Origin of the sequence: Kitasatospora griseola (assembly GCF_044999035.1) — a bacterium.
Taxonomy (GTDB): Bacteria; Actinomycetota; Actinomycetes; order Streptomycetales; family Streptomycetaceae; genus Kitasatospora; species Kitasatospora griseola.
Window position 1 is genome coordinate 5916475 of sequence record NZ_CP173360.1, and the last position, 23456, is coordinate 5939930.

At 72.8% G+C, this 23456-nt stretch carries 24 protein-coding genes; 10 read left to right on the forward strand and 14 right to left on the reverse strand.

From position 1 onward, the window contains the following. The first annotated feature begins 21 nt into the window (after positions 1-21). Entirely contained in the window at positions 22-525 is a 504-nt protein-coding gene (locus ACI1MP_RS26850; protein WP_100585939.1) for a GNAT family N-acetyltransferase, read from the forward strand. 72 nt (positions 526-597) lie between these two features. On the opposite strand, the gene ACI1MP_RS26855 is transcribed toward ACI1MP_RS26850, so the two are convergent. The 7 genes from ACI1MP_RS26855 to cobU form a co-directional block, all read right to left on the reverse strand. Beyond that, complete coding sequence (locus tag ACI1MP_RS26855; protein ID WP_380341302.1) at positions 598-1113, reverse strand: DUF4240 domain-containing protein; 516 nt, start codon at positions 1111-1113, stop codon at positions 598-600. Positions 1114-1253: 140 nt separating this feature from the next. After that, on the reverse strand, positions 1254-3062 hold the full coding sequence (gene sucB / locus ACI1MP_RS26860; RefSeq protein ID WP_404869660.1) for a 2-oxoglutarate dehydrogenase, E2 component, dihydrolipoamide succinyltransferase: 1809 nt from the start codon (positions 3060-3062) through the stop codon (positions 1254-1256). Between the two features lie 57 nt (positions 3063-3119). Next, a complete protein-coding gene (gene lpdA, locus ACI1MP_RS26865; RefSeq protein ID WP_043913562.1) occupies positions 3120-4508 on the reverse strand; it encodes a dihydrolipoyl dehydrogenase in 1389 nt (462 codons plus the stop codon). A gap of 387 nt (positions 4509-4895) precedes the next feature. After that, a complete protein-coding gene (locus tag ACI1MP_RS26870) occupies positions 4896-6392 on the reverse strand; it encodes a leucyl aminopeptidase (protein WP_380343546.1) in 1497 nt (498 codons plus the stop codon). A 212-nt stretch (positions 6393-6604) separates the two neighbouring features. Further along, positions 6605-7333, reverse strand: coding sequence for an adenosylcobinamide-GDP ribazoletransferase (locus ACI1MP_RS26875; protein ID WP_380343552.1), 729 nt, complete (start codon positions 7331-7333; stop codon positions 6605-6607). Between the two features lie 218 nt (positions 7334-7551). Next, entirely contained in the window at positions 7552-8670 is a 1119-nt protein-coding gene (locus tag ACI1MP_RS26880) for a nicotinate-nucleotide--dimethylbenzimidazole phosphoribosyltransferase (RefSeq protein ID WP_380343543.1), read from the reverse strand. A gap of 11 nt (positions 8671-8681) precedes the next feature. Next, the gene (gene cobU, locus ACI1MP_RS26885; RefSeq protein ID WP_380343540.1) at positions 8682-9242 is read right to left on the reverse strand and encodes a bifunctional adenosylcobinamide kinase/adenosylcobinamide-phosphate guanylyltransferase; all 561 of its coding nucleotides are present in this window, start codon (positions 9240-9242) and stop codon (positions 8682-8684) included. 96 nt (positions 9243-9338) lie between these two features. Between cobU and ACI1MP_RS26890 the strand changes: the two genes are divergently transcribed. Then, positions 9339-9539 (forward strand): hypothetical protein, encoded by a 201-nt coding sequence (locus tag ACI1MP_RS26890; protein ID WP_380343537.1) that lies wholly within the window; start codon positions 9339-9341, stop codon positions 9537-9539. Between the two features lie 7 nt (positions 9540-9546). Here the strand turns inward: ACI1MP_RS26890 and ACI1MP_RS26895 are convergent, their stop codons facing one another. Further along, on the reverse strand, positions 9547-10239 hold the full coding sequence (locus tag ACI1MP_RS26895) for a bifunctional 2-polyprenyl-6-hydroxyphenol methylase/3-demethylubiquinol 3-O-methyltransferase UbiG (protein ID WP_232733913.1): 693 nt from the start codon (positions 10237-10239) through the stop codon (positions 9547-9549). A gap of 203 nt (positions 10240-10442) precedes the next feature. Next, a complete protein-coding gene (locus ACI1MP_RS26900; protein WP_229847110.1) occupies positions 10443-10994 on the reverse strand; it encodes a DUF3043 domain-containing protein in 552 nt (183 codons plus the stop codon). A 252-nt stretch (positions 10995-11246) separates the two neighbouring features. Here ACI1MP_RS26900 and ACI1MP_RS26905 point away from each other — a divergent pair, with 252 nt between their 5' ends. Both ACI1MP_RS26905 and ACI1MP_RS26910 read left to right on the forward strand, forming a co-directional pair. Further along, positions 11247-12035, forward strand: a complete 789-nt coding sequence (locus tag ACI1MP_RS26905) for a PspA/IM30 family protein (RefSeq protein WP_083462464.1) — start codon at positions 11247-11249, stop codon at positions 12033-12035. Positions 12036-12068: 33 nt separating this feature from the next. After that, a complete protein-coding gene (locus tag ACI1MP_RS26910; RefSeq protein WP_369880082.1) occupies positions 12069-12356 on the forward strand; it encodes a hypothetical protein in 288 nt (95 codons plus the stop codon). Positions 12357-12443: 87 nt separating this feature from the next. Here ACI1MP_RS26910 and nadA read toward each other — a convergent pair whose 3' ends face one another. Beyond that, entirely contained in the window at positions 12444-13625 is a 1182-nt protein-coding gene (nadA, locus tag ACI1MP_RS26915) for a quinolinate synthase NadA (RefSeq protein WP_043913553.1), read from the reverse strand. Between the two features lie 234 nt (positions 13626-13859). On the opposite strand from nadA, the gene ACI1MP_RS26920 reads away from it, so the two are divergent. The 4 genes from ACI1MP_RS26920 (at position 13860) to ACI1MP_RS26935 (ending at position 18176) form a co-directional block, all read left to right on the forward strand. Further along, the gene (locus ACI1MP_RS26920) at positions 13860-15173 is read left to right on the forward strand and encodes an RNA-guided endonuclease InsQ/TnpB family protein (protein ID WP_380343530.1); all 1314 of its coding nucleotides are present in this window, start codon (positions 13860-13862) and stop codon (positions 15171-15173) included. Then, a complete protein-coding gene (locus ACI1MP_RS26925) occupies positions 15170-16096 on the forward strand; it encodes an NADP-dependent oxidoreductase (RefSeq protein ID WP_363473802.1) in 927 nt (308 codons plus the stop codon). Before ACI1MP_RS26920 ends, ACI1MP_RS26925 begins: the two co-directional genes overlap by 4 nt. A 102-nt stretch (positions 16097-16198) precedes the next feature. Further along, positions 16199-16672: an Lrp/AsnC family transcriptional regulator gene (locus ACI1MP_RS26930; RefSeq protein WP_043913551.1), complete on the forward strand. Its 474-nt coding sequence runs from the start codon at positions 16199-16201 to the stop codon at positions 16670-16672. 136 nt (positions 16673-16808) lie between these two features. Further along, complete coding sequence (locus ACI1MP_RS26935; RefSeq protein WP_380343525.1) at positions 16809-18176, forward strand: pyridoxal phosphate-dependent decarboxylase family protein; 1368 nt, start codon at positions 16809-16811, stop codon at positions 18174-18176. 20 nt (positions 18177-18196) lie between these two features. On the opposite strand, the gene ACI1MP_RS26940 is transcribed toward ACI1MP_RS26935, so the two are convergent. Then, entirely contained in the window at positions 18197-19078 is an 882-nt protein-coding gene (locus ACI1MP_RS26940) for a GNAT family N-acetyltransferase (RefSeq protein ID WP_404869661.1), read from the reverse strand. A 206-nt stretch (positions 19079-19284) separates the two neighbouring features. On the opposite strand from ACI1MP_RS26940, the gene erpA reads away from it, so the two are divergent. Beyond that, positions 19285-19638: an iron-sulfur cluster insertion protein ErpA gene (gene erpA, locus ACI1MP_RS26945; protein WP_043913549.1), complete on the forward strand. Its 354-nt coding sequence runs from the start codon at positions 19285-19287 to the stop codon at positions 19636-19638. A 69-nt stretch (positions 19639-19707) separates the two neighbouring features. Here the strand turns inward: erpA and ACI1MP_RS26950 are convergent, their stop codons facing one another. Both ACI1MP_RS26950 and ACI1MP_RS26955 read right to left on the reverse strand, forming a co-directional pair. Further along, positions 19708-20328: a hypothetical protein gene (locus ACI1MP_RS26950; protein ID WP_404869662.1), complete on the reverse strand. Its 621-nt coding sequence runs from the start codon at positions 20326-20328 to the stop codon at positions 19708-19710. 86 nt (positions 20329-20414) lie between these two features. Continuing rightward, positions 20415-20630, reverse strand: coding sequence for a hypothetical protein (locus tag ACI1MP_RS26955; RefSeq protein ID WP_043913547.1), 216 nt, complete (start codon positions 20628-20630; stop codon positions 20415-20417). A 203-nt stretch (positions 20631-20833) separates the two neighbouring features. On the opposite strand from ACI1MP_RS26955, the gene ACI1MP_RS26960 reads away from it, so the two are divergent. Then, positions 20834-21805 carry a carbohydrate kinase family protein gene (locus tag ACI1MP_RS26960; RefSeq protein ID WP_100585954.1) on the forward strand — a complete coding sequence of 324 codons (972 nt, stop codon included), beginning with the start codon at positions 20834-20836 and terminating at the stop codon, positions 21803-21805. A gap of 24 nt (positions 21806-21829) precedes the next feature. Here ACI1MP_RS26960 and ACI1MP_RS26965 read toward each other — a convergent pair whose 3' ends face one another. Continuing rightward, positions 21830-23218 carry a cysteine desulfurase/sulfurtransferase TusA family protein gene (locus ACI1MP_RS26965; RefSeq protein WP_404869663.1) on the reverse strand — a complete coding sequence of 463 codons (1389 nt, stop codon included), beginning with the start codon at positions 23216-23218 and terminating at the stop codon, positions 21830-21832. Positions 23219-23456: the final 238 nt, after the last annotated feature.

Here is a 23456-nt window from a genome sequence, read left to right on the forward strand (position 1 = left end):
ATCCACAGCGGAGCGCCTAGCATGGCCGCCATGCCATCGACCGATCCGATCATCCGACCCGCCGTGGAGCAGGACGAGCAGGCGATCCGCGCCGTCGACCACGCCATCTGGTCCACGCTCAGCGAGGTCTCCCCGAAGGGCGCCGCCGACGCGCCGGTCTTCGACCCGCAGCACCGGCCCGAGCAGTACCTGGTGGCCGAGCTCGACGGCCGGGTCGTCGGCTACATCCGCCAGTTGCAGGAGATCCCGCTGGAGTCCGCCGCCCACGTCCGGCAGATCCAGGGCCTGGGCGTGCTCCCGCAGGCCCGCGGCCGGGGCCTCGGCGACGCCCTGATCACCGCCGCCTGCGACGCCGCCCGCGCCGTCGGCGCCCGCCGGATGACCCTGCGGGTGCTCGGCCACAACACGCCCGCCCGCCGCCTGTACGAGCGCAACGGCTTCCAGGTGCTCGGCGTGCTCCCCGAGCACTTCCTGCTGGACGGCGCCTACGTGGACGACGTCTGGATGGGCCGCGCCCTGGACTGACCGGACCGGCCCGGTGGCGGCCCGCACCCGGTCGGCCGCCACCCGGACGCCACCCGCCCCCTCGACGGGCCGTCAGTCCCCGTACAGCTCCCACAGCTGCGGGTAGCGGCCGGCCATCGCCGTCCGGTCCGTGAAGTCGAACCAGGCGCCCTGCGGCGCGTGCGGCTGACGCACCCCCAGGTCCGGCAGCGGCAGCCCGGTCAGCCGCTCGTACGCCTCGTCGGCGGCGTACCCGAGCTCCTCCGCGTCGCCGTCCTCCTCCTCGTCGAAGTCGGGCAGCAGCTCGGCGAGTTGGTCCGGGTCGTGCACCCCGCCCTCGAACACCTCCCGGCCCTGGGCGATCAGCCAGCAGCGGAAGTAGTCGAAGCTGTCCTCGGAGGCCCCGCCGAGCAGCAGGTACGCGGCGCCCCACACGTCCACCGTGTACGCCCGCTGGAACCGCGCCTCGAACTGCCGGGCGAAGTCCAGCACGTCGTCGGGGGTCAGCCCCATCAGCCGCTCCACCAGGCCCTGTGCCTGTTCGTCCGGATCACCCCCGGCCGCGTCCCGGGAGTCGTCGATCAGCTGCCAGAATGCCGTCTCGTCCATCACCGCTCCAGCATCCACAATCCGCACCGCGCCCGCACCCGATCGCACCGCTGACGGCACAGCCCGACAAGTGCCCGGACACGCGCGAGCCCCGCACCGTCCGGGGACGGTGCGGGGCTTCCGGGCGGAACCGGGGTGCCTTACAGGCCGAGTTCGACCTCGAACTCGCCGGCCTCCAGGATCTCCTTGACCGCGACCAGGTAGCGGGCGGCGTCCGCGCCGTCCACCAGGCGGTGGTCGTAGGAGAGCGACAGGTAGGTCATGTCGCGGATGCCGATGGCGGTGCCGCCGTCGGCCTCGATCACCACGGGACGCTTCACGGTCGCGCCGATGCCCAGGATCGCGGCCTGGTTCGGCGGGACGATGACGGTGTCGAACAGCGCACCGCGCGAACCGGTGTTGGAGATGGTGAAGGTCGCACCGGACAGCTCGTCCGGGGTGATCTTGCTGTCGCGGACCTTCGACGCCAGCTCCGCGGTCTTCTTCGAGATGCCGGCGATGTTCAGGTCGCCCGCACCCTTGATGACCGGGGTCATCAGACCCTTCTCGGAGTCCACCGCGATACCGATGTTCTCGGTGTCGAAGTAGGTGATGGTGCCCTCGGCCTCGTTGATCCGGGCGTTGACGACCGCGTGGGCCTTCAGCGCCTGGGCGGCGGCCTTCACGAAGAACGGCATCGGGGACAGCTTCACGCCCTCGCGGGCCAGGAAGGAGTCCTTCGCCTTCGCGCGCAGCGACATGATCCGGGTGACGTCCACCTCGACCACGCTGGTCAGCTGCGCCTGCTCGTGCAGGGCCTTCATCATGTTGTCGCCGATGACCTTGCGCATGCGGGTCATCTTGACGGTCTGGCCACGCAGCGCGGACGGCGCGGCGGCGGCCTTCGCCGGGGCGGCAGCGGGGGCGGCGGCGACCGGAGCCGGCGCGGCCTTCGCGGCCTCGGCGGCGGCCTTCGCGGCCTCGGCCGCGGCGACCACGTCCTGCTTGCGGATGCGGCCACCGACGCCGGTACCGGCGACGGAGGACAGCGCGACACCGTGCTCGGCGGCGAGCTTGCGCACCAGCGGGGTGACGTAGGCGTCACCGGCGTCCGCGTCCGCGACCGGAGCGGCGGCGACCGGGGCAGCGGAGACCGGGGCCGGGGCGGCGACCGGAGCGGCCGGGGCCACCGGAGCCGGGGCAGCGACCGGGGCGGCGGGCGCGACCGGCGCGGGGGCCGGCGCAGCAACCGGAGCCGGAGCAGCGGCCACCGGGGCCGGAGCGGCCGGAGCGGCGGGGGCAGCCGGAGCGGCGACCGGGGCCGGGGCGGCCGCGACCGCGCCCGCGGCGCCGATCAGCGCCAGCTGGGCGCCGACCTCGGCGGTCTCGTCCTCGCCGACCAGGATCTTCACCAGGGTGCCCGCCACGGGGGAGGGGATCTCGGTGTCGACCTTGTCGGTGGAGACCTCGAGCAGCGGCTCGTCGACCTCGACGGTGTCGCCCTCGGCCTTCAGCCAGCGGGTGACGGTGCCCTCGGTGACCGACTCGCCCAGCGCGGGCAGCACCACCGGGGTGGCGTCGGCGGCCGGAGCGGCGGCGGCCGGAGCCTCGGCGACCGGAGCGGCAGCCGCGGGGGCCTCCGCAACCGGGGCGGCCGGGGCGGCCGGAGCCTCGGCGACCGGGGCCGGAGCGGCCTCGGCGGCGGGCGCCGGTGCGGCGGCCGGGGCGCCGGAGCCGTCGTCGATGATCGCCAGCTCGGCGCCCACCTCGACGGTCTCGTCCTCGCCGACCTTGATCGAGGCCAGGATGCCGGAGGCCGGCGCCGGGATCTCGGTGTCGACCTTGTCGGTGGAGACCTCGAGCAGGGGCTCGTCCATCTCCACGCGCTCACCCTCGGCCTTCAGCCAGCGGGTGACGGTACCTTCGGTCACGCTCTCGCCCAGCGCGGGCAGTGTTACTGAGACCGCCATGGTTTCAGCGACTCCTATCAAGTCTTGCGTTCAGGAATGAAAGGGACGGGGGCGCGATCAGTCGTGCGCGTGCAGCGGCTTGCCGGCCAGCGCGAGGTGGGCCTCGCCGAGGGCCTCGGACTGGCTCGGGTGCGCGTGGATCAGCTGCGCGACCTCGGCGGGCAGGGCCTCCCAGTTGTAGATCAGCTGGGCCTCGCCGACCTGCTCGCCCATGCGGGCGCCGACCATGTGGACACCCACGACGGCGCCGTCCTTGACCTGGACCAGCTTGATCTCGCCGGCGGTCTTGAGGATCTTGCTCTTGCCGTTGCCGGCCAGGTTGTACTTGAGGGTGACGACCTTCTCCTTGCCGTACTGCTCGACGGCCTTGGCCTCGGTCAGGCCGACGGAGGCGACCTCCGGGTTGGAGTACGTCACCCGCGGGATGCCGTCGTAGTCGATCGGGACGACCTTCAGGCCGGCGATCCGCTCGGCCACCAGGATGCCCTCGGCGAAGCCGACGTGGGCGAGCTGCAGGGTCGGGACCAGGTCGCCGACGGCGGAGATGGTCGGCACGTTGGTGCGCAGGTACTCGTCGACCAGGACGTAGCCGCGGTCCATCGCGACGCCCTGCTCCTCGTAGCCCAGGCCGGTCGAGACCGGGCCGCGGCCGATGGCGACGAGCAGCACGTCGGCCTCGATGGACTTGCCGTTCTCGGTGGAGACCCGGACACCCTCGGCGGTGTACTCCACGCCGGAGAAGCGGGACTTCAGCTCGAACTTGATGCCGCGCTTGCGGAACGCGCGCTCCAGCAGCTTGGAGGAGTTCTCGTCCTCCAGCGGCACCAGGTGCGGCAGGCCCTCGACGATGGTGACGTCGACGCCGAACGACTTCCAGACCGAGGCGAACTCGCAGCCGATGACGCCGCCGCCGAGGATGATCGCCGACTTCGGGATGTAGTCCAGCTTCAGCGCGTGGTCGGAGGAGATGATCCGGTCGCCGTCGATGTCCAGGCCCGGGATCGAGCGCGGCACGGAGCCGGTGGCGAGGACGATGTGGCGGCCCTCGATGCGCTGGCCGTTGACGTCCACCGAGGTCTGCGAGGACAGCCGGCCCTCGCCCTGGATGAAGGTGACCTTGCGGGAGGCGACCAGGCCCTGCAGGCCCTTGTACAGGCCGGCGACGACGTCGTCCTTGTACTTGTGGACGCCCTTGATGTCGATGCCCTGGAAGGTGGCCAGGACGCCGAAGTCGGCGGCTTCGCGGGTCTCGTCGGCGACCTCGGCGGCGTGCAGCAGCGCCTTGGTCGGGATGCAGCCGCGGTGCAGGCAGGTGCCGCCCAGCTCACCCTTCTCGATCAGCGCGACGCTCAGGCCCAGCTGAGCGCCACGGAGGGCCGCGGCGTAGCCGCCGCTTCCGCCTCCGAGAATGACTACGTCGAAAACGGTGCTGGCGTCGTTCGCCACGTCACGTCCTCCATGCAAAAGGTGCGGATCGCCGGGCCGGTCGCGGTCCGGTGGGTGAGAGCCCTTGTAAGGCGCCCAGTCGTGCCGGAAATACATCTTTGCACTTGTTGGCGGCGGGTGGCGTCGGAGGGTGCCCCGGCCCGGCCCCGGTGCGACCCGCGAAGCGGTGGGGTGACCCGGTCCCGGAGGTATCGTCCCAGCTCACGGCCGGGAAATCGGCATTCGGAGGTACTCCGTCCGGGGGGCTTCGCCGTAGCAGTTCCGCCCTGCGGAATCAATTTTCGCCGGAGGCGAACAGTCGGGTGGATTGGCACGGGTTGCTACTGGCTGGTAATGCGTGTGGGGCCCGACACCATCGGTGTCGGGCCCCACACGTCGATCAACGGGTCACTTGCCCGCGGCGGTGTCCTCCGCGAAGCGGACCAGGGTGCGCACCGCGCTGGCGGTGCCGCCCTTCGGGGTGTAGCCGAACGGGCCGCCCTCGTGGAACGCCGGGCCGGCGATGTCGATGTGCGCCCAGTCGATGCCCTCGGCGACGAACTCCTGCAGGAACAGGCCGGCCACCAGGCCGCCGCCCATCCGCTCGCCCATGTTCGCCAGGTCGGCGACGGTCGACTCGACCATGCCCTTGCGCAGGTCGGCCGGCAGCGGCATCGGCCAGGACGGCTCGCCGACCGCGCCCGCGGTCTCGTGCAGCTGGGTGCGCAGCGCGTCGTCGTTGGCCATCACACCGAAGGTGCGGTTGCCGAGCGCCAGCACCATCGCGCCGGTCAGGGTCGCCACGTCGACGATCACGTCGGGCTTCTCCTCGCCGGCCCGGACGATCGCGTCGGCCAGCACCAGCCGGCCCTCGGCGTCGGTGTTCAGCACCTCGACGGTCTTGCCGCCGTACATCCGCAGCACGTCGCCGGGGCGGGTCGCCGAACCGGACGGCATGTTCTCCGCCAGCGCCAGCCACGCCGTCACGTTGACCTGCAGGCCCAGGCGCTTGGCGGCGACCACGGCGGCGAACACCGCGGCGGCGCCGGCCATGTCGCACTTCATGGTCTCGTTGTGACCGGCCGGCTTCAGCGAGATGCCGCCCGAGTCGTAGGTGATGCCCTTGCCGACGAACGCCAGCGACGCCTTCGCCTTCGGGTGGGTGTACGCCACCTTCACCAGCCGCGGCGGGTTGGTCGAGCCGACGCCGACACCGAGGATGCCGCCGAAGCCGCCCTTGGCCAGCGCCTTCTCGTCCAGGACCTCGACCTTCAGGCCGTGCTCCTTGCCGGCCGCCTGCGCGATCGCGGCGAACGACTTCGGGTTCAGGTCGTTCGGCGCGGTGTTGACCAGGTCACGGGCCCGGTTCATCTCCTCGCCGATCGCCGTGGCGCGCTCGACGGCCGCCTTGGCGTCCTTCGAGCCCTTGCGGTCGGTCAGCACGACCAGCTCGGCGACGGGGGCCTTCGCCGCGTCGGCCTTGTAGGCGCCGAACGCGTACGAGCCGAGCAGGGCGCCCAGCGCGACCGCCTCGACGTCCTCGGCGGAGCCGGTCGGCAGCGCCAGCGCGACCTTCTTCGCACCGGCCAGGGTGCGGGCGGCCACACCGGCGGCCCGGCGCAGGTCCTCGGCGCCGAACGGGCCGTCAACGGCCTCGCCCAGGCCGACGGCCAGCACCAGCGGCGCCTTCAGCCCGGCCGGCGCGGGAAGCTTGACCGCCTCACCCTCGGCACCGGTGGCGCCCAGGGTGGTGAGGACCTCGGCCAGCTTGCCCTCGAACGCCTCGACGACCGCCTCGGCACCGGCCGCCACGACCAGGCCCTTGGGGCCCTTCGCCACGCCGATCACCAGGGCATCCGCACGCAGGCTCGCGGCGGAGGAGGTGCTCACAGACAGTGCAGTCACGACAAATGCGTCCTGTTCTTTCGCGGTCCACAGCCGGTGACGGCTCCGTTGCCGACCGGCAAACCCAGGCAGACTCCGCGGCAAAACGGGGCTCGGGGCCAGGGTGCTCACCGCATGGTAGTCCGCATATTGGGATCTCGCCGCCCCGCCTGCCCCCGTGCACGAACCGGCGCAACTCGTGACGGTGCGTGAGTTCTCGCGCGGGTGCGCCGTCATGTCAGCGCGAGCGCCACCAGGGTCGCCGTCGCCGAAGTCTCCACCAGCGCCCCCAGCACGTCCCCCGTCACCCCGCCGAAGCGCCGCACGCACCGCCGCAACACGCCTGCGGCGACCGCCACCCCGACCAGCACGGCCACCCCGCCCTGCCACTGCAACGCCGCCGCCGCGCCGACCACCAGCAACGTCACCGCCACCGCCGCCGCCGGACGCACCGTCCCCGCCACCATCGCCCCCAACCCCCCGGGCCGGGCGGCCGGCACCGACCGCAGACAGCCCCACAGCAGCGCGGTGCGGCCGGCGGTCGCCGCGACGGCCGCGGCGAGCGCCCCGCGCCAGAGCGACTGCCCGAACTGGCCTGCCAGTACGGCGACCTGACCGAGCATCAGCAGAACGAGCGTCAGCACGCCGAACGGGCCGATGTCCGACTGCTTCATGATCCGCAACGCGTCCTCGGCGGGCTTGCCGCTGCCCAGCCCGTCCGCGACATCCGCGACCCCGTCCAGGTGCAGCCCCCGGGTCGCCACCGCCCCGACCGCCACCACCGCGACCGCGCCCAGCAGCGTCCCACCCCGCCACGCGACCAGCGCCCCCACCGCCCCGGCCAGCACCCCCACCACGACCCCGACCACCGGCGCCACCACCATCGCCGCCCCACCGGCGGCCCGGTCCCACCGGTGCACCCGCACCCGAAAGACCGTCAGCGTTCCGAAAGCGAAGCGCAACCCGGCGAGCGGGCGGAACTGCGCGAAGTCGGAGGACGACGACGCAGAGCCCCCCGCCGAGAGACTCTCTGCGTGCTCGGCCCCGGGCTGCGCGTTCTCGTTGCTCACCGGCCAGGGCCTCTCACGTGCAAGTTCTCATCGGCGAAGAGCTCTGCGGCAGTTCTCTCCCGCTTCGCGCAGTTCTCCGTGCCCCTGTTTTCGCGCCCACCAGCGCCCGGTCAGTAACGACCCAGCAGCTCCGCAGCCGTCGGCAGCTTCGCCGGCGCCCGCGGCGGCAGCGGCTTCGCGCTCGGTACCGCCGCCGGTTCGGCGAGGGTGTCGGTCGCGGCCTGGAGGAGCGGCAGGGCCAGGACCGCGGAGACGCCTTCGCCCATGGTGGCGCCGATCTCCTGGAGCGGGGTCAGGGTGAGGCGGTCGTACGCCTTGGCCTGGGCGGGTTCGCCGGTGAGGGCGGCAGCCCGCCACCACTCGGGGGCCCGGAAGGCGATCCGCTGGGCGACCAGCGCGCAGGCCGCGGAGACCACGCCGTCGAGGACGACGGGGAGCCTGCGGACGGCGGCCTGCAGCAGGAAGCCGGTGATCGCCGCGAAGTCCGCGCCGCCGGTCGCGGCGAGCAGCGCGAGCTGGTCGCCGAGCACGGGGCGGGCCCGGCGCAGCGCGTCGCGGATGGTGGCGCACTTGACCATCCAGACCCGGTCGTCGACGCCGGAGCCGCGGCCGGTGACGGCGGCGGCGTCGGTGCCGCACAGCGCGCCGATCAGGACGGCGGCGACGGTGGTGGAGCCGACGCCCAGGTCGCCGAGCAGGACGAGGTCGGTGCCGGCGTCGGCCTCCTCCTCCGCGACGGCCATGCCGGCCCGGAAGGCCCGGGTGGCTTCGTCGAGGGTCAGCGCGTTCTCGACGTCGATCCGGCCGGAGCCGCGCCGGACGCGGTGGCGGACGACCTCTTCGGGGAACTCGGCGGGGTCGGCGTCCACCGCGATGTCGACGACCCGGACGTCCGCACCGTAGCGGCGGGCCAGCACGGCGACCGGCGCGGTGCCGTCGAGGACGGCACGGACCCGGTCGGCGGTGCCGCCGCGGGCGTCGAGGGTGGAGATGCCGAGCGAGGCGACGCCGTGGTCGGCGGCGAACAGCAGGACCTTGCTGGCGTGCAGCGGGCGGGTCGGGGCCTCGCCCTGCGCGGACGCCAGCCAAGCCGCCAGCTCCTGGAGCCGGCCCAGGCCGCCGCGCGGCACGGCCAACTGCTGCCAGCGCTCCTCGGCGCCGCGGCGCGCACTCTCGTCAGGCCGTTCGACGAGCGAGGAGAAAGTGTCGAGATCCACGGTGGTGTCCATCGCTCGGCAATCTACACGGCCGTCGCTTTGATGGTCAGCACCTGTCCCGCGACCACCAGCAGCACCTGCTCGGAGGCGTCGGCGACGGCCATGTTGAGCCGCCCGAGGGTGTCCCGGAAGCGCCGCCCGGAGGCGGTGGCGGGGACCACGCCCATGCCGACCTCGTTGGAGACCGCCACGACCGTTCGCCGGGTGCCGGCCCAGGCCGCGGCCAGTGCCGCGCAGCGCGCCTCGACGGCCTCCCGGCCGCCGTCCAGCCACTGCTCGTCGTCCCAGGCCCGGTGCTCGTCCATCACGGCGGTCAGCCACAGCGCCAGACAGTCGATCAGCACCGGCGCCGGGTCGCTGTCGTCGGCGAGCACGGCCTCCAGCTCGCAGGTCTCCGCGGTGCGCCAGCGGGCCGGCCGGCGGGCCCGGTGCAGTTCGACGCGGTGCGCCCAGTCGGTGTCGCCGTCGCGGGTGCCCGAGGTGGCGACGTACAGGACGTCGGGGAACGGGGCGAGCAGCTGTTCGGCGCGGGTGGACTTGCCGGAGCGGGCGCCGCCGAGCAGCAGGGTGCGGGGGAGTGCCATGCGATCATCCTGCCGGACGGCGCATGCCCGCCTGCGGGGTGGGCACGCTACTGTCGCAACCCTTCAGCAGCAGTGTTCGACCCGGAGGAGCCCGGCATGGTGTGGACCTGGCGGTACGAGAAGAGCGACGGCACCGTGGTGAGCCCGGCCGGCGACGCCGAGGAGTTCTCCAGCCAGGGCGACGCCGAGACCTGGATCGGCGAGGAGTGGAAGACGCTGCTGGACGACGGCGTCGACCGGGTGGTGCTGGTCGAGGACGGCCGCGACATCTACCCGATGAGCCTGCACGAGGGCTGACGCCCCGTCACTTCGCGCAGACCACGTGCAGCAGCGCGGCGACGTGCCGGTACGGGTCCTGCTTGCCGGCCCGTTCCTCGGCGTCCAGCAGCTGGCCGAGCTGACGGCCGTCCACCGGGGCGGCCTCGTCCGGCATGGTGTCGGTGAACACCCGCACCCCGTACCAGTGGCGCACGGGGACGGCGAACCCGGCCAGGGTGCCGGAGAGTTCGGCGAGCCGGTCGGCGCGGGCGGGCAGGCCGAGGCGGTTGGTGTAGCGGGTGGTGTCGAAGGCTTCCTGGCAGGCCCGCCAGTCGCCGGTCAGCCCGGCCCGCATGGCCAGCGCGTCGCCGTTGCGGACCAGCAGCGAGAGCAGCCCGCCGGGGGCCAGGATGCGGGCCACCGAGGCCAGCATCGGGTCCGGGTCGGGCAGGTACATCAGGGTGCCGTGGCAGAGCACCAGGTCGAAGCTGCGCGGCCCGAACCAGCGGCCGACCTGGTGGCCGTCGCCGGTGAGCAGCTGGACCCGGTCGCGGACCTCGGGCGGCTCGGCGGCCAGCGCCTGGTGGGCGACGGCGAGGATGCTCGGGTCCGGGTCGATCCCGGTGACGAAGTGCCCGGCGCGGGCCAGCCGCAGCGCCTGGGTGCCCTCGGCGCAGCCGACGTCGAGCACCCGCAGCGCGGTGCCGCGGGTGAGCTGCTCGGCGAGCTGCCGGGTCACCAGTTCCTGGCGGACCAGGTTGTGCAGTCCGCCGTGCCGCTCCAGCCATTCGCCGGCCCCGCTGTGGTACGGCCCGCCACGGGCCGGCAGCCGCCCGTGACGGCCGCGCGGCGCCCCGTACTGCGCCGGGACGCCCGGTGTGCCGAAGGCCCCGACCGGCTGCTGCGCCGGCGGGGCCCAGTACGGCGGAACGGCTTCCGCGGTCAGGGCCGCTCGCCCCGCTTGACCATCGGCTTGGGCATCCGCAGCCGGCGCATCTGCAGGGTGCGCAGCAGGCCGTACATCACGGCGCCGCGGGTGTTCTCGTTCGGGAAGCGCGCGGCGAGGCCCTTGCGCAGCGCGAGGCCGAGCCGGACGAAGTCGAGGATCACCGTCACGAAGAACAGCATGAACAGCAGCGAGGACAGCGTCTGCAGGTAGCCGATCCGGACGATGCCGAGCACCAGCACCACGACGGCGAACGGCAGGAAGTACTCGGCCACGGCGCGGCGGGAGTCGATGAAGTCGCGGGTGTAGCGCTTGACCGGGCCCTTGTCGCGCGCCGGCAGGGCGCGCTCGTCGCCCTCGAGCATCGCGATGCGCTGCTTCTCGCGCTCGACGCGCATCCGGTCGCGGGCCTGGCGGGCGGCCTCCTTGCGGTCCTTGGGGACGGTGACCCGGGTCTTCCGGTTGGCCTCGGCCTCACTGCGCTTGGGCGTGGGTCGGCCCTTCGGGGCCTGCGGGTCGCGGGGCAGCCGCTCTTCCTCCTTCGTCAAGGTGACGGACGAGGAGGCGGCGGAGTCATCAGAGCGGCGTCGAAACACACTCCCAGCGTACGGGTTGACCGGCCGCTTTCCGGCCCGGCCCCGGATGCGAACCGATATCGATCGTGAGGACGATGCCGAACGGCCGCCCGCTGTAGCAGCATTGTTGCTGGCCGGTGGACTGCGCCGGGGACCCCGTCGCGCATACACTCGACCTGTCACGAGACGCAAACCCAGGCCCGAAGAAGGGGGCTATCGAGGCCCATGAGCGACGGAATCATGAAGCGTATGGGGCTGATCTTCCGCTCCAAGGCGAACAAGGCCTTGGACCGGGCGGAGGACCCGCGCGAAACGCTCGACTACTCCTACCAGAAGCAGCTGGAACTGCTGCAGAAGGTGCGCAGGGGCGTCGCCGATGTGGCCACCTCCCGCAAGCGCCTGGAGCTCCAGCTGACCCAGCTGCAGCAGCAGTCCTCCAAGTACGAGGACCAGGGCCGCAAGGCGCTGTCGCTCGGCCGCGAGGACCTGGCGCGCGAGGCGCTCAGCCGCAAGGCCAACCTGCAGTCCCAGATCACCGACCTGGAGACGCAGTACCAGGCCCTGCAGGCCGAGGAGGAGAAGCTCACGCTCGCCTCCCAGCGCCTCCAGGCCAAGGTGGACGCCTTCCGCACCAAGAAGGAGACCATCAAGGCCACCTACACCGCCGCCCAGGCGCAGACCCGGATCGCCGAGTCCTTCTCCGGCATCTCGGAGGAGATGGGCGACGTCGGCCTGGCGATCCAGCGGGCCGAGGACAAGACCGCCCAGATGCAGGCCCGCGCGGGTGCGATCGACGAGCTGCTGGCCTCCGGCGCGCTCGACGACGCCAGCGGCCTGGGCCGCAAGGACGACATCGAGGCCGAGCTGGAGCGGGTGGCCGGCGGCAGCGACGTCGAGCTGGAGCTGGCCCGGATGAAGGCCGAGCTGACCGGCGGCACTCCGGCCTCGCAGCCGCACGCGATCGAGCAGGGGAAGAACGACACCCCGCCGCCCACCATCAACTACCAGAAGTAAGCCCGCGAGCAGGGGAGACGTACCAGCATGATCATGCGGGTCTTGGGTGAGGGGCAGTTCGAGGTCGCGGAGAAGGACCTGAACCGGCTGAACCAGCTGGACGACGACCTGCTCCAGGCCGTCGAGGCGGACGACGAGGAGGCCTTCAAGGCCGCCCTCGGCAGCCTGCTGGCGGCCGTCCGGGAGGTCGGCACGCCGCTCCCGCCGGAGTCGCTGGAGCCGTCGGACCTGATCCTGCCGGACGCCGAGGCGTCCCTGGACCAGGTGCGTGAGCTGCTGCGCGCCGAGGGTGACGGCCTGATCCCGGGCATCCCGGAGTAGTTCGGGCGCCGTTCGTGACGAGAGGGCAGGCATCCCCCAGGGGATGCCCGCCCTCTCGTGTGCCCGGCGCCGGTTTGCGGCGAATCGTTACGGCAGGGCCAGCATGCGGTCCAGCGCGGCCTTGGCGTACTTCTCGGTCTCCGCGTCGACCGTGATCACGTTCGGGACCCGGCCCTCGGCGAGCGACTCCAGCGCCCACACCAGGTGCGGCAGGTCGATCCGGTTCATGGTGGAGCAGAAGCACACCGTGCGGTCGAGGAAGACGACCTCCTTGTCCGGGTGCGCCTTGGCCAGGCGGCGGACCAGGTTCAGCTCGGTGCCGATGGCCCACTTGGAGCCGGGCTCGGCGGCGTCCAGCGCCTTGATGATGTACTCGGTCGAGCCGACCTGGTCGGCGGCGGTGACCACCTCGTGCCGGCACTCGGGGTGCACCAGGACGTTGACGCCGGGGATCCGCTCGCGCACCTCGTTGACCGAGTCCAGGTTGAACCGGCCGTGCACCGAGCAGTGGCCGCGCCACAGGATCATCTTCGCGTCCCGCAGCTGCTCGGCGGTCAGGCCGCCGTTCGGCTTGTGCGGGTTGTAGAGGACGCAGTCCTCCAGCGAGAAGCCCATCTCCAGCACCGCGGTGTTGCGGCCCAGGTGCTGGTCCGGCAGGAACAGCACCTTCTGCCCCTGCTCGAACGCCCACTCCAGCGCCCGCTTGGCGTTGGACGAGGTGCAGATGGTGCCGCCGTGCTTGCCGGTGAAGGCCTTGATGTCGGCGGAGGAGTTCATGTACGAGACCGGCACGGTCACGTCCGCGACACCCGCGTCGGTGAGCACGTCCCAGCACTCGGCGACCTGCTCGGCGGTGGCCATGTCGGCCATCGAGCAGCCCGCGGCGAGGTCCGGCAGCACGACCTGCTGACGCTCGGAGGTGAGGATGTCGGCCGACTCCGCCATGAAGTGCACGCCGCAGAAGACGATGTACTCGGCCTCCGGACGGGCCGCGGCGTCCCGGGCCAGCTTGAAGGAGTCGCCGGTGACATCGGCGAACTCGATGACCTCGTCACGCTGGTAGTGGTGACCCAGGATGAAGACCCGGTCCCCCAGCTTCTCCTTGGCGGCGCGAGCCCGCGCCACCAGGTCCGGGTCGGAGGCCGCAGGCAGATCGCCGGGGCACTCCACCCCGCGCTCACTGTTCGGGTCGGCCTCACGGCCGAGCAGCAGCAGGGCGAGCGGCGAGGGAGTCGGGTCGACGCCGTGCGTCTCGGTGGTGGTGGTCACGGGCGGCTGCCCTCCTGGTGCGGCCGGATCGTTCCCGACCAGCCTTCTCGTCTATCTGACGCTATCTATGATAACCGGTTGCCGTCAGCCTGACGATGGACGTCCTGTCGATGTGACCAGGGCCTCTTCAACACATGCACCAACCGTCGATCCAGGGGTCGGTGCACTACCACAGACGTGCCCGGCACGTGAGCGAGGTGGGCCTCCGCCGGCCGTCCGTCATAACGTGCGAGCGTGCAGCTTCGGTACAACTTCCGGGTGTATCCGACCCCAGGTCAGCGGGTGGCGCTGGCGCGCGCGTTCGGGTGCGCACGCGTGGTGTTCAACGACGGTTTGCGGGCCCGGCAGGAGGCCCGTGCGGCAGGGCTGCCCCACATCGGGGACACGGACCTGCAGAAGCGGGTCATCACCGTGGCGAAGCGCTCTCCGGAGCGGGCATGGCTGAGCGAGGTGTCGTCGGTGGTGCTGGTGCAGTCGCTGCGTGATCTGCACACCGCCTTCCGCAACTTCTTCGCCTCCGCCGCCGGAGAGCGCAAGGGGCCGAAGGTCGAGCCGCCGCGGTTCAAGTCCAAGCGCGACGGTCGGCAGAGCATTCGGCTCACCGCCAACGGCTTCCGGCTGCGCGAATCCGGACGGTTGTACGTGGCCAAGGTCGGGGATCTGGAAGTCCGCTGGTCCCGGAGGCTTCCGGCACCGCCGACCAGTGTCACCGTCACCAAGGACGCCGCCGGCCGGTACTGGGCGTCGTTCGTCGTCGAAGCCGTGCCGGAGATCCTGCCCGAGACCGGCGTCGAAGTCGGCATCGATCTCGGGCTGACCCACTTCGCCGTGCTCTCGGACGGCCGCAAGCTCGATTCGCCGCGGTTCCTGCGCCGTGCGGAGAAGAAGCTCAAGCGTCTTCAGAAGGAACTCGGGCGATGCGAGGAGAGGTCGAAGAACCGGGCGAAGGCCCGTAGGAGGGTGGCGCGCCAGCACGCGAAGGTCGCCGACCGCCGCAGGGACTGGCATCACCAGGAATCCACGAGGATCATCCGCGACAGCCAAGCGGTGTACGTGGAGAACCTGGCGGTGTCCGCTCTCGGACGAGGGTGGCTGGCCACATCGGTGCACGACGCCGGGTGGTCGCGGTTCGTCGCGATGCTGGAGTACAAGGCTGCCAAGCACGGCCGTCACTTTGCTCGCATCGGACGCTTCGAACCGACCTCGCAGGTCTGTTCGGCCTGTGGTGTCAAGGACGGGCCCAAGCCGCTGGAGGTCCGCCGGTGGACCTGCGGCGCATGCGGGGTCGTCCACGACCGGGACGTGAACGCCGCGCGCAACATCCTGGCCGCCGGACGGGCGGACAGGCAGAACGCCTGTGGAGCGAGGGTAGGACCGGTGTCCGTACCGGCGCCGCGCGGAGAAGCAGGAACCCCGCTGTCGCGGTCGGCCGACCGCGACAGGAATCCAGGTCCTTCGGGGCCCGGGGGACGTCAAGAGAACCGCTCACCGGTATGGATGCTTCCGGCGCGAGAACCGGCCGTGCCCCCGGTTGGGTGGGGGGCATGAAGGCAATCGCGATCAACCGCTACGGCGGGCCCGAGGTGGTCGAGTACACCGAGCTTCCGGATCCCAAGGTCGGCCCCGACTCCGTTCTCGTCCGTACGCGGGCGGTGGGGGTCAATCCGGTCGACTGGAAGATCCGGGAAGGGCACCTCGACGGGATCCTCGACGTGTGCTTCCCGATGATCATGGGGTTCGACCTGGCCGGGGTGGTGCAGGCGGTCGGTGGGGCCGTCACCGAGTTCGGGCCGGGGGACGAGGTGATCGGGTACGTCCGCAAGGACGTCATCGGGTACGGCACGTACGCCGAACTCGTCGCCGCGCCCGTTCGGACGTTGGCCCGGAAGCCGGCGGCGCTCGACTGGGCGCAGGCCGGGGGGCTGCCCACGGCCGGGCTCACGGCGCAGCAGGCGCTGGTGAACGCGCTGCGGGTGCGGCGCGGGGAGAGCGTGCTGATCCACGCCGCGGCCGGTGGCGTCGGCTCGCTCGCGGTGCAGGTCGCCACCGCGCTCGGCGCCCGGGTGATCGGGACGGCGGGGTCGCACAACCACACCTTCCTGCGCGGGCTCGGCGCGGAGCCCGTCGAGTACGGCCAGGGCCTGGCGGAGCGGGTGCGGGCGCTCGCCCCGGAGGGGGTGGACGCGGTGCTCGACCTGGTCGGCGGGGAGGCGCTCGACGTGTCCACCGCCCTGGTCAAGGACCCGACCCGGATCGCCTCCGCCGTCGACTACCGGGTGAGCGGGCTGGGCGGTCACTACATCTGGACCCGGCCCGACCCCGAGGACCTGGCCGCCGTCGCCCGGCTCGCCGACGACGGGCTGCTCACCGTGCCGGTCGCCTCCACCTTCCCGCTCGGCCAGGCCGCGTCCGCGCAGGCCCTGAACGCCGAAGGGCGCACCCGCGGCAAGATCGTCCTGCTGGTGGACTGATCGGACGCCCGGCGTCGGCAAGAATGGGCCCCGCAGAGTCCGCCCCTGTGCGGGGGCCGCGGCTCGCCACACCCTCACCCGTACCACCCGTGGAGCCCCCCCATGAGCACCCACCGGCCGCCCGACCTCGGCCAGGCGGTGACCGGACAGGCCCTGGACGACACCGACCGCCTGCTGCTGGAGCACCTCAGCCGGGACGGCCGGGCCTCGTACGCCGAGATCGGGCTGCTCACCAACCTGTCCGCCACCGCCGTCCGCCGCCGGATCGACCGGCTGCGGGCGCGCGGCGTGGTCCGCGGCTTCACGGTGGTGCTCGACCCCGCGCTGCTCGGCTGGGGCACCGAGGCGTTCGTCGAGGTCTACTGCCGGGCCCGCACCTCGCCGGAGGAGCTGCTCGCCTCGCTGCGCCAGTTCCCCGAGGTGGCCGCCGCCTGGACGGTCACCGGCGACCCGGACGCGCTGGTCCACCTGCGGGCCGCCGACACCCGTCACCTGGAAGCCGTCATCGAACGCATCCGCAAGGAGCCCGGCGTCCAGCGCAGTCGTTCCTCGGTGGTGCTCTCCCAGCTCATCTGACGCAGGAATCCTGCGCAGCACCCCCCGAACACGCACGAAACCGGCCCTGACCGGCCCCGTTCCGACGCGCGCCCGCACCGCACCGCTGCCTACGCTGATCATGACCCCACGCACCGCAGCAGCGAAGAGGACACCCGTGTACGCAGCCCCCGACCGCATGCACAAGCCGGACAGCGAACTCGTCGACCTGGTCTTCGACTACATGCGCGAACGGCTGCAGTACGACCCCGTTCCGCTCGACCACCCCGGCGACGGCGCCCACCTGCGGGAGGTGCTCGCCGGGCTGCTGAACGAGCACGGCAACAACCCGGCCGACGTGCTCAAGCTGTACGACCACGAGCTGTCCCGCGCCGTCATCTCCGCCGACAGCCCGCGCTACCTGTCCTTCATCCCGTGCGCCCCCACCAAGGCCGCGCTGCTGTTCGACATGGTGGTCTCCTGCGCCTCCCTCCAGGGCATCTCCTGGCTGGAGGCGGCCGGCGCGATCGCCGCCGAGAACCAGGTGCTGCGGCTGATAGCCGACCGCGCCGGACTGCCCGCCACGGCCGGCGGCGTCTTCGTCTCCGGCGGCTCGGCCGGCAACCTGTCCGCGCTGGTGGTCGCCCGCGACACCGCCCGGCGCCGGCTGAACGTCGGCCCCGAGGCCCGGCTGCGGATCGCCGTCGCCGACCAGGTGCACTCCTCGGTCAAGAACACCTTCAACATCATCGGCGTCGAGGCCTTCCCCGTCCCCGCCGTCGACCGCCGCCTCACCGGCGCGGCCCTGCGCGCCGCCCTCGCCGCCGACCCGCACCCCGAGACCGTCATCGCCGTGGTCGGCACCGCCGGCACCACCAACGAAGGCATCATCGACGACCTCGCGGGCATCGCCGAGGTCGCCCGCGAACGCGGGCTCTGGTTCCACGTGGACGGCGCGTACGGCGGCGCCGGACTGTTCGCCCCCTCGGTGCGCGAGCGCTACAACGGCATCGAGCACGCCGACTCCTTCGTGGTCGACCCGCACAAGTGGCTGTTCGCCCCGTTCGACTGCGCCGCGCTGCTCTACCGCGACCCGCGCCTGGCCCGCGCCGTGCACACCCAGGACGCCGGCTACCTGGACGTCCTGCACACCGAGGGCGACGAGTGGAACCCCACCGACTACGCCTACCACCTCACCCGGCGCGCCCGCGGCCTCCCGCTCTGGTTCTCGCTCGCCGTCCACGGCGTCCAGGCGTACACCGACGCCATCGAGACCGGCCTGCGGCTGGCCAAGGACACCGCGCAGCTGATCCGCGACACCGAGCACCTCGAACTGCTCCACGACCCGCAGCTGTCCGCGGTCTGCTTCCGCCGCACCGGCTGGACCCACGACGACTACTACCGCTGGTCCCGGCAGCTGCTCGCCGACCAGGTCGGCTTCGTCACCCCGACCGGCTGGGACGGCGAGACCGTCGCCCGGTTCGCGTTCCTGCACCCCGGCACCACCATGGAGATGGTCCAGGAGATCCTCGACACCATGCGGTGACGTGCCGTCCCGAACGGCGGCTACAGGTAGCCGCCGTTCGGCACGTACGGGGCCGGCGGGCGCATCCCGCGGACCGCCAGGTAGCCGCGGGTGGTCAGCGACAGGCCCAGCTCCAGGCCCACGTCGACCGCCCACTCCTGCTCCGCCGTCAGGAACTCCACGTCCGTGTCGACGCCCTCCGGCACCCGGGCCAGCGCCTCCCGCAGCAGCCGGGTGGCGATCCGCTTCGAGGTGGCGGCGACCAGCTGGACGGTGCCGCCGTCCCGGTAGCAGTAGCCGGTGCCGGCCAGGGTGTCCGCGATCAGCAGCTCCTCGAAGTGCGCCAGCATGAACGGGTGGTCGGGGCCGTGCGCCGCGCCCCGCAGCCGCCGGTCCACCGAGTCCAGCAGGTGCAGGTGCGAGGCGTTGCCGGTGTGCACCGGGATGTCCCCCGGGTCCAGCAGCCGCTCCCGGTCGACCCGGCCGGTCAGCCGCATCGTCGGGTGCAGGGTGAACCCGGCCGCCCGGTAGCGGCGCGCCGCCGCCGGCGACGACGAGGCGCACAGCATGCCGCGCAGACAGCCCCGCCCGTACGCGGCGGCCCGCTCCAGCAGCAGCCGGCCCACCCCCCGGCCCTGCGCGGACGGCAGCACCACGAACAGCGCCAGCACCCACACGCCCTCGCGGCGCAGCGACAGCGCCGCCCCCACCGCCTCGCCGTCCTGCTCGGCGATCCAGCACCCCTGCGGGTCGGTGACGGCCAGGTGGCGGGAGCGGGCGAGCCGGCGGATCCGGGACGGCGCGTCCGCCGCCTCCGGCTCGGCGTCCGCCGGTCGGCCGTCCAGGTCGCGGAACGCCGCTCGGGAGACCCGGTTCACGGCCTCGGCGTCCTCCGCGGTGTCTCTCAGCTGACGAATGATCACCGTCACATCCTGCTGTGCCCGGGTGTGCGGGCGGTAGCGGTTTGCCCAACTGGGCGGTGACCGCCTGCGCCCGGTGTGCGAGCATGGGGTACGTGGGGGAGTGGGCGACGAAAAAAGTCCCCCGAACGCACCACCTCCCGGAAATGAATCCGGGAGGCCGCTGGTTGGCACTGGCGGATCACAGTCGTCACAGACCGGGAGTAAGCATGACCGTCCAGGACGAGACCACCGTCGAGAGTGGCATTCTCCTCACCGATGCCGCTGCGGCCAAGGTCAAGGGCCTGCTGGAGCAGGAGGGCCGCGAGGACCTGTCGCTGCGCGTCGCCGTGCAGCCCGGCGGCTGCTCGGGCCTGCGCTACCAGCTGTTCTTCGACGAGCGTTCGCTGGACGGCGACGTCGTCAAGGACTTCAACGGTGTCAAGGTCGTCACCGACCGGATGAGCGCCCCGTACCTTGGCGGCGCCACCGTCGACTTCGTCGACACCATCGAGAAGCAGGGCTTCACCATCGACAACCCGAACGCCACCGGCTCCTGCGCCTGCGGCGACTCGTTCAGCTAAGCCTCCAGGACGGCGCGAACGAAGAGGGCGGCTCCCCGGTGGGGGAGCCGCCCTCGGGGCTTTCCGGGGTCAGCGCGGGCCGCCGACGCCCACCCCGTCGGTCTGCAGCGGCACCTGGTCGCCGGTCGCGGTGTCCACCACGCCGCCGCCGTTCATCGGGCGGGGCAGGGTCACCGTCGCCTGCTGCTCCTTCATCACCTGCGGACAGGCCTGGCCCGGCGTGGCGGTCCTGGTGATCACGATCCGCAGCTTCACGGTGGGCGGGGCGTCCTCCTCCAGCCGGACCCCGTACTTGTCGCACACCCCGGCGACGTAGAACACCGTCAACTGGGTGGGGCTGTCCTGCCGGTAGCCCGTCACGGGGATCCTCACCGCGGTCGGCGGGTGCTCGCCGACCGCGATGCCCGGGCTGGTCGGCTGTCCGGTGCCGGGCGTCGGCGAGGACTGGGCGCCCGTGTCGGCCCCGCCGGACGGGGTGGCCGTCGGCGATCCGGGGGCGGCGGTGCCCGGGCCGGGCGTCGCGTCGGAGGCGGCGGACGGGCTCGACGAGCCCGGGGAGCCAGCCGCGGTCGGGGCGGAACTGCCGCACGCGGTCAACAGGCCGCCGGCGAGGGACACGGCGGCGAGGGCCAGCGCGGTCCGGCGCAGGTGCGCGGGCTTGGCGGAGACGGCTGCGGTCCTGACGTCCATGATCTGCGTTCCTCCCGAGGGTCGCGCAGTGCCGCCGGGAGCGGCACCGCGCGGATTTGACGTGCTCGGGAGGAATCCGGTTCCCGCTACTCGCCGAACTCCGGCATCCCCGCCACCACCCGGCGCGCCTCCATCGGCACCCGGACGCCCAGCGCCGTCGGCACCGACCGCGAAGGGCCCGGCCCGGTGGCCGGCCAGAACCGGCCCAGCTTGCGCGAGGAGTCCAGCAGGTCCGCCAGCGACTCCGCATCGGGGTCGTCCAGGCCGACCGGCAGTCGGCGGGGAGAGTGATCGATCACCATGCGGTACCAGCTCCGATCGCCGCGCCGCGGCCACGCTGCCGCGGACTGGACGGGGGCCGCGTCCGGCCCCCGTACTGGCGACCCTAGGACGCTCCCGGCCCCGGCGACAGGCCTACCCATCGGTAGTACCGGATCGGGCGGGTACCTTAGGTGGGTTGATGTCCGCTGCTCCGGCCCCCGCCGGGCCGCCCGAGGAGAACCCCGTGCGCATCGCCGTCGCCGGCTCGATCGCCACCGACCACCTGACGACCTTCCCCGGCCGCTTCTCGGACCAACTGGTCCCCGAGCAGCTGCACACGGTGTCGCTGTCGTTCCTGGTCGACACCCTCGACATCCGCCGCGGCGGCGTCGGCGGCAACATCGCCTTCGGCATGGGCGTGCTCGGCCTGCGCCCGGTCCTGGTCGGCGCGGCCGGCGCGGACTTCGCCGAGTACCGCAGCTGGCTCGACCGGCACGGCGTGGACACCGAGTCCGTGCACATCTCCGAGACCCGGCACACTGCCCGGTTCATGTGCACCACCGACCAGGACCACAACCAGATCGCGTCCTTCTACACCGGCGCGATGGCCGAGGCCCGCAGCATCGAGCTGAAGCCGATCGCCGACCGGGTCGGCGGCCTCGACCTGGTCCTGATCAGCGCGGACGACCCCGCCGCGATGGTGCGGCACACCCAGGAGTGCCGCACCCGCGGCTACGCGTTCGCCGCCGACCCCTCCCAGCAGCTCGCCCGCCTGGAGGGCGACGACATCCGGGAGATCGTCGACGGCGCGGCCTACCTGTTCACCAACGAGTACGAGGCCGCGCTGATCGAGTCCAAGACCGGCTGGTCCGCGGACGAGATCCTGAGCCGCGTCGGCACCCGGGTCACCACCCTCGGCCCGAAGGGCGTCTGCATCCAGCGCCAGGGCGAGCCGGACATCGTGGTCGGCTGCGCCGCGGAGGAGCGCAAGGTCGACCCCACCGGCGTCGGCGACGGCTTCCGGGCCGGCTTCCTGGCGGGTCTGTCCTGGGGCCTCGGCCTGGAGCGCGCCGCCCAGGTCGGCTGCATGATCGCCACCCTGGTCATCGAGACCGTCGGCACCCAGGAGTACGAGCTGCGCAGCGGCCACTTCCTGGAGCGCTTCGAGGCGGCCTACGGGGCGGACGCCGCGGCCGAGGTCCGCACCAAGCTGTAGTCCGGCCGGGGGCGGAGCCCGCCGCTACGCCCCCGACCTGACCACCAGGTACGCCGTGCCGTGGTCCGCGCCGTAGTCCGTGGCCGGGGTCTCGCCCGCGTAGGTGTGGCCGCACATCTCGCACCAGGCGGGGATGTCGTGGCGGGCCGCTTCGTCGTCGGAGAGGACGGCGACGCGGCCGCCGGGGGCGACCTCGGGGATGCGCTTGGCGAGCTCGATGACCGGGACCGGGCAGCGCCTGCCGAGGGTGTCGAGGACCAGGGCGTCGGCGGTGGCGGCGGGGGCGGGGAGGTCGAGGCCGAGGGGGGTGCGGATCTCGGCGACGATCCGGGGGAGCACGTCGAGGAAGCGGTCCACGTCCGCGGCGGCGGTGCCCGGCGGGAGCGAGACGCGGACGTTGCCCTCGGTGAGGACGCCCATCGCGGCCAGCACGTGGCTGGGCGTCAGCGTGCTGGACGTGCAGGAGGAGCCGGAGTTGACGGCGAAGCCGGCCCGGTCGAGTTCGCCGAGCAGCACCTCGCCGTCCACGTACAGGCAGGAGAAGGTGACCAGGTGGGGGAGCCGGAGCTCGGGGTGGCCGACCACCTCCACCGAGGGGACCAGCTGCGGCACCCGATGCCGGATCAGTTCGACCAGGGCGTGCAGCCGGGCGTTCTCGGCCTCGGCCTCGGCCCGGACGGCGCGCAGCGAGGCGGCGGCGGCCACGATCGCGGGGACGTTGACGTAGCCGGGCACCCGGCCGTTCTCCCGGTCGTCGGCGGGCAGCGGCGACGAGTACCGGACGCCCTTGCGGACCGCCAGCACCCCGACGCCGGCCGGGCCGCCCCACTTGTGCGCACTGGCCGTCAGCACCGACCAGCCGCTCGGCGCCGGGAGTCGCCCGGCGCTCTGCGCGGCGTCCACCAGCAGCGGGACGTCCCCGGTCAGCGCGGCGGTCTCGGCGACCGGCTGGAGGGTGCCGACCTCGTGGTTGGCGGACTGCAGGACGGCGAGCGCGGTGTCGGGGCGCAGCGCGGCGGCGAACTCGGCGGCGTCCACCCGGCCGTGACGGTCGACCGGGACGGCGGTGGCGCTGCCGCCGTCGGCCTCCCAGCGTTCGGCGGTGTGCAGGACGGCGGAGTGCTCGACGGCGGAGTGCAGCAGGTGGGCGCCGCGACGGCGGTTGCCGCGCAGGACGCCGAGGATGCCCAACTGGACGGCCTGGGTGCCGGATGCGGTGAAGGCGATCTCGTCGGCGCGGGCGCCGAGGACCTCGGCGACGGTCTCCCGGGCGGCGTCGAGCAGCATCCGGGCCTGCCGGCCGGATCGGTGCAGCCTGGCCGGGTCGGCCCAGCCCTCGTCGAGGGCGGCGAGCAGCGCCTGCCGGGCGACGGGGTGCGGCGGAGCGGTGGATGCGGCGTCGAAGTAGGGCACGGGGCCACGGTAGACGACGCCCCTTACGGGGGGATTCCTCCCGGCCTCCGGGGGAGCCGACGGCCCGTCACCCGCGTGTCGTAGTGCGGTCGCCCGTTCGGTCGTGAGAGGCTCGGAAGTCGCCATGACCTGCGACTCCGTCCCCTCCTACGAGGTGCTTCACCCCTCGGGGGCTGATCGGGTAGCCGGGCGGCGCGTTAGCGGGGGCTGCCCGTGAGTGCCGCATAAGGATGGAGTA

Bases quoted from the DNA above. Each gene is read 5' to 3' on its own strand.
- ACI1MP_RS26850 (WP_100585939.1), top strand. From the start codon at position 22: ATGGCCGCCATGCCATCGACCGATCCGATCATCCGACCCGCCGTGGAG.
- ACI1MP_RS26855 (WP_380341302.1), bottom strand. From the start codon at position 1,113: ATGGACGAGACGGCATTCTGGCAGCTGATCGACGACTCCCGGGACGCG.
- sucB (WP_404869660.1), bottom strand. From the start codon at position 3,062: ATGGCGGTCTCAGTAACACTGCCCGCGCTGGGCGAGAGCGTGACCGAA.
- ACI1MP_RS26880 (WP_380343543.1), bottom strand. From the start codon at position 8,670: ATGGACACCACCGTGGATCTCGACACTTTCTCCTCGCTCGTCGAACGG.
- cobU (WP_380343540.1), bottom strand. From the start codon at position 9,242: ATGGCACTCCCCCGCACCCTGCTGCTCGGCGGCGCCCGCTCCGGCAAG.
- ACI1MP_RS26890 (WP_380343537.1), top strand. From the start codon at position 9,339: ATGGTGTGGACCTGGCGGTACGAGAAGAGCGACGGCACCGTGGTGAGC.
- ACI1MP_RS26905 (WP_083462464.1), top strand. From the start codon at position 11,247: ATGAGCGACGGAATCATGAAGCGTATGGGGCTGATCTTCCGCTCCAAG.
- ACI1MP_RS26910 (WP_369880082.1), top strand. From the start codon at position 12,069: ATGCGGGTCTTGGGTGAGGGGCAGTTCGAGGTCGCGGAGAAGGACCTG.
- ACI1MP_RS26925 (WP_363473802.1), top strand. From the start codon at position 15,170: ATGAAGGCAATCGCGATCAACCGCTACGGCGGGCCCGAGGTGGTCGAG.
- ACI1MP_RS26930 (WP_043913551.1), top strand. From the start codon at position 16,199: ATGAGCACCCACCGGCCGCCCGACCTCGGCCAGGCGGTGACCGGACAG.
- erpA (WP_043913549.1), top strand. From the start codon at position 19,285: ATGACCGTCCAGGACGAGACCACCGTCGAGAGTGGCATTCTCCTCACC.
- ACI1MP_RS26950 (WP_404869662.1), bottom strand. From the start codon at position 20,328: ATGGACGTCAGGACCGCAGCCGTCTCCGCCAAGCCCGCGCACCTGCGC.
- ACI1MP_RS26955 (WP_043913547.1), bottom strand. From the start codon at position 20,630: ATGGTGATCGATCACTCTCCCCGCCGACTGCCGGTCGGCCTGGACGAC.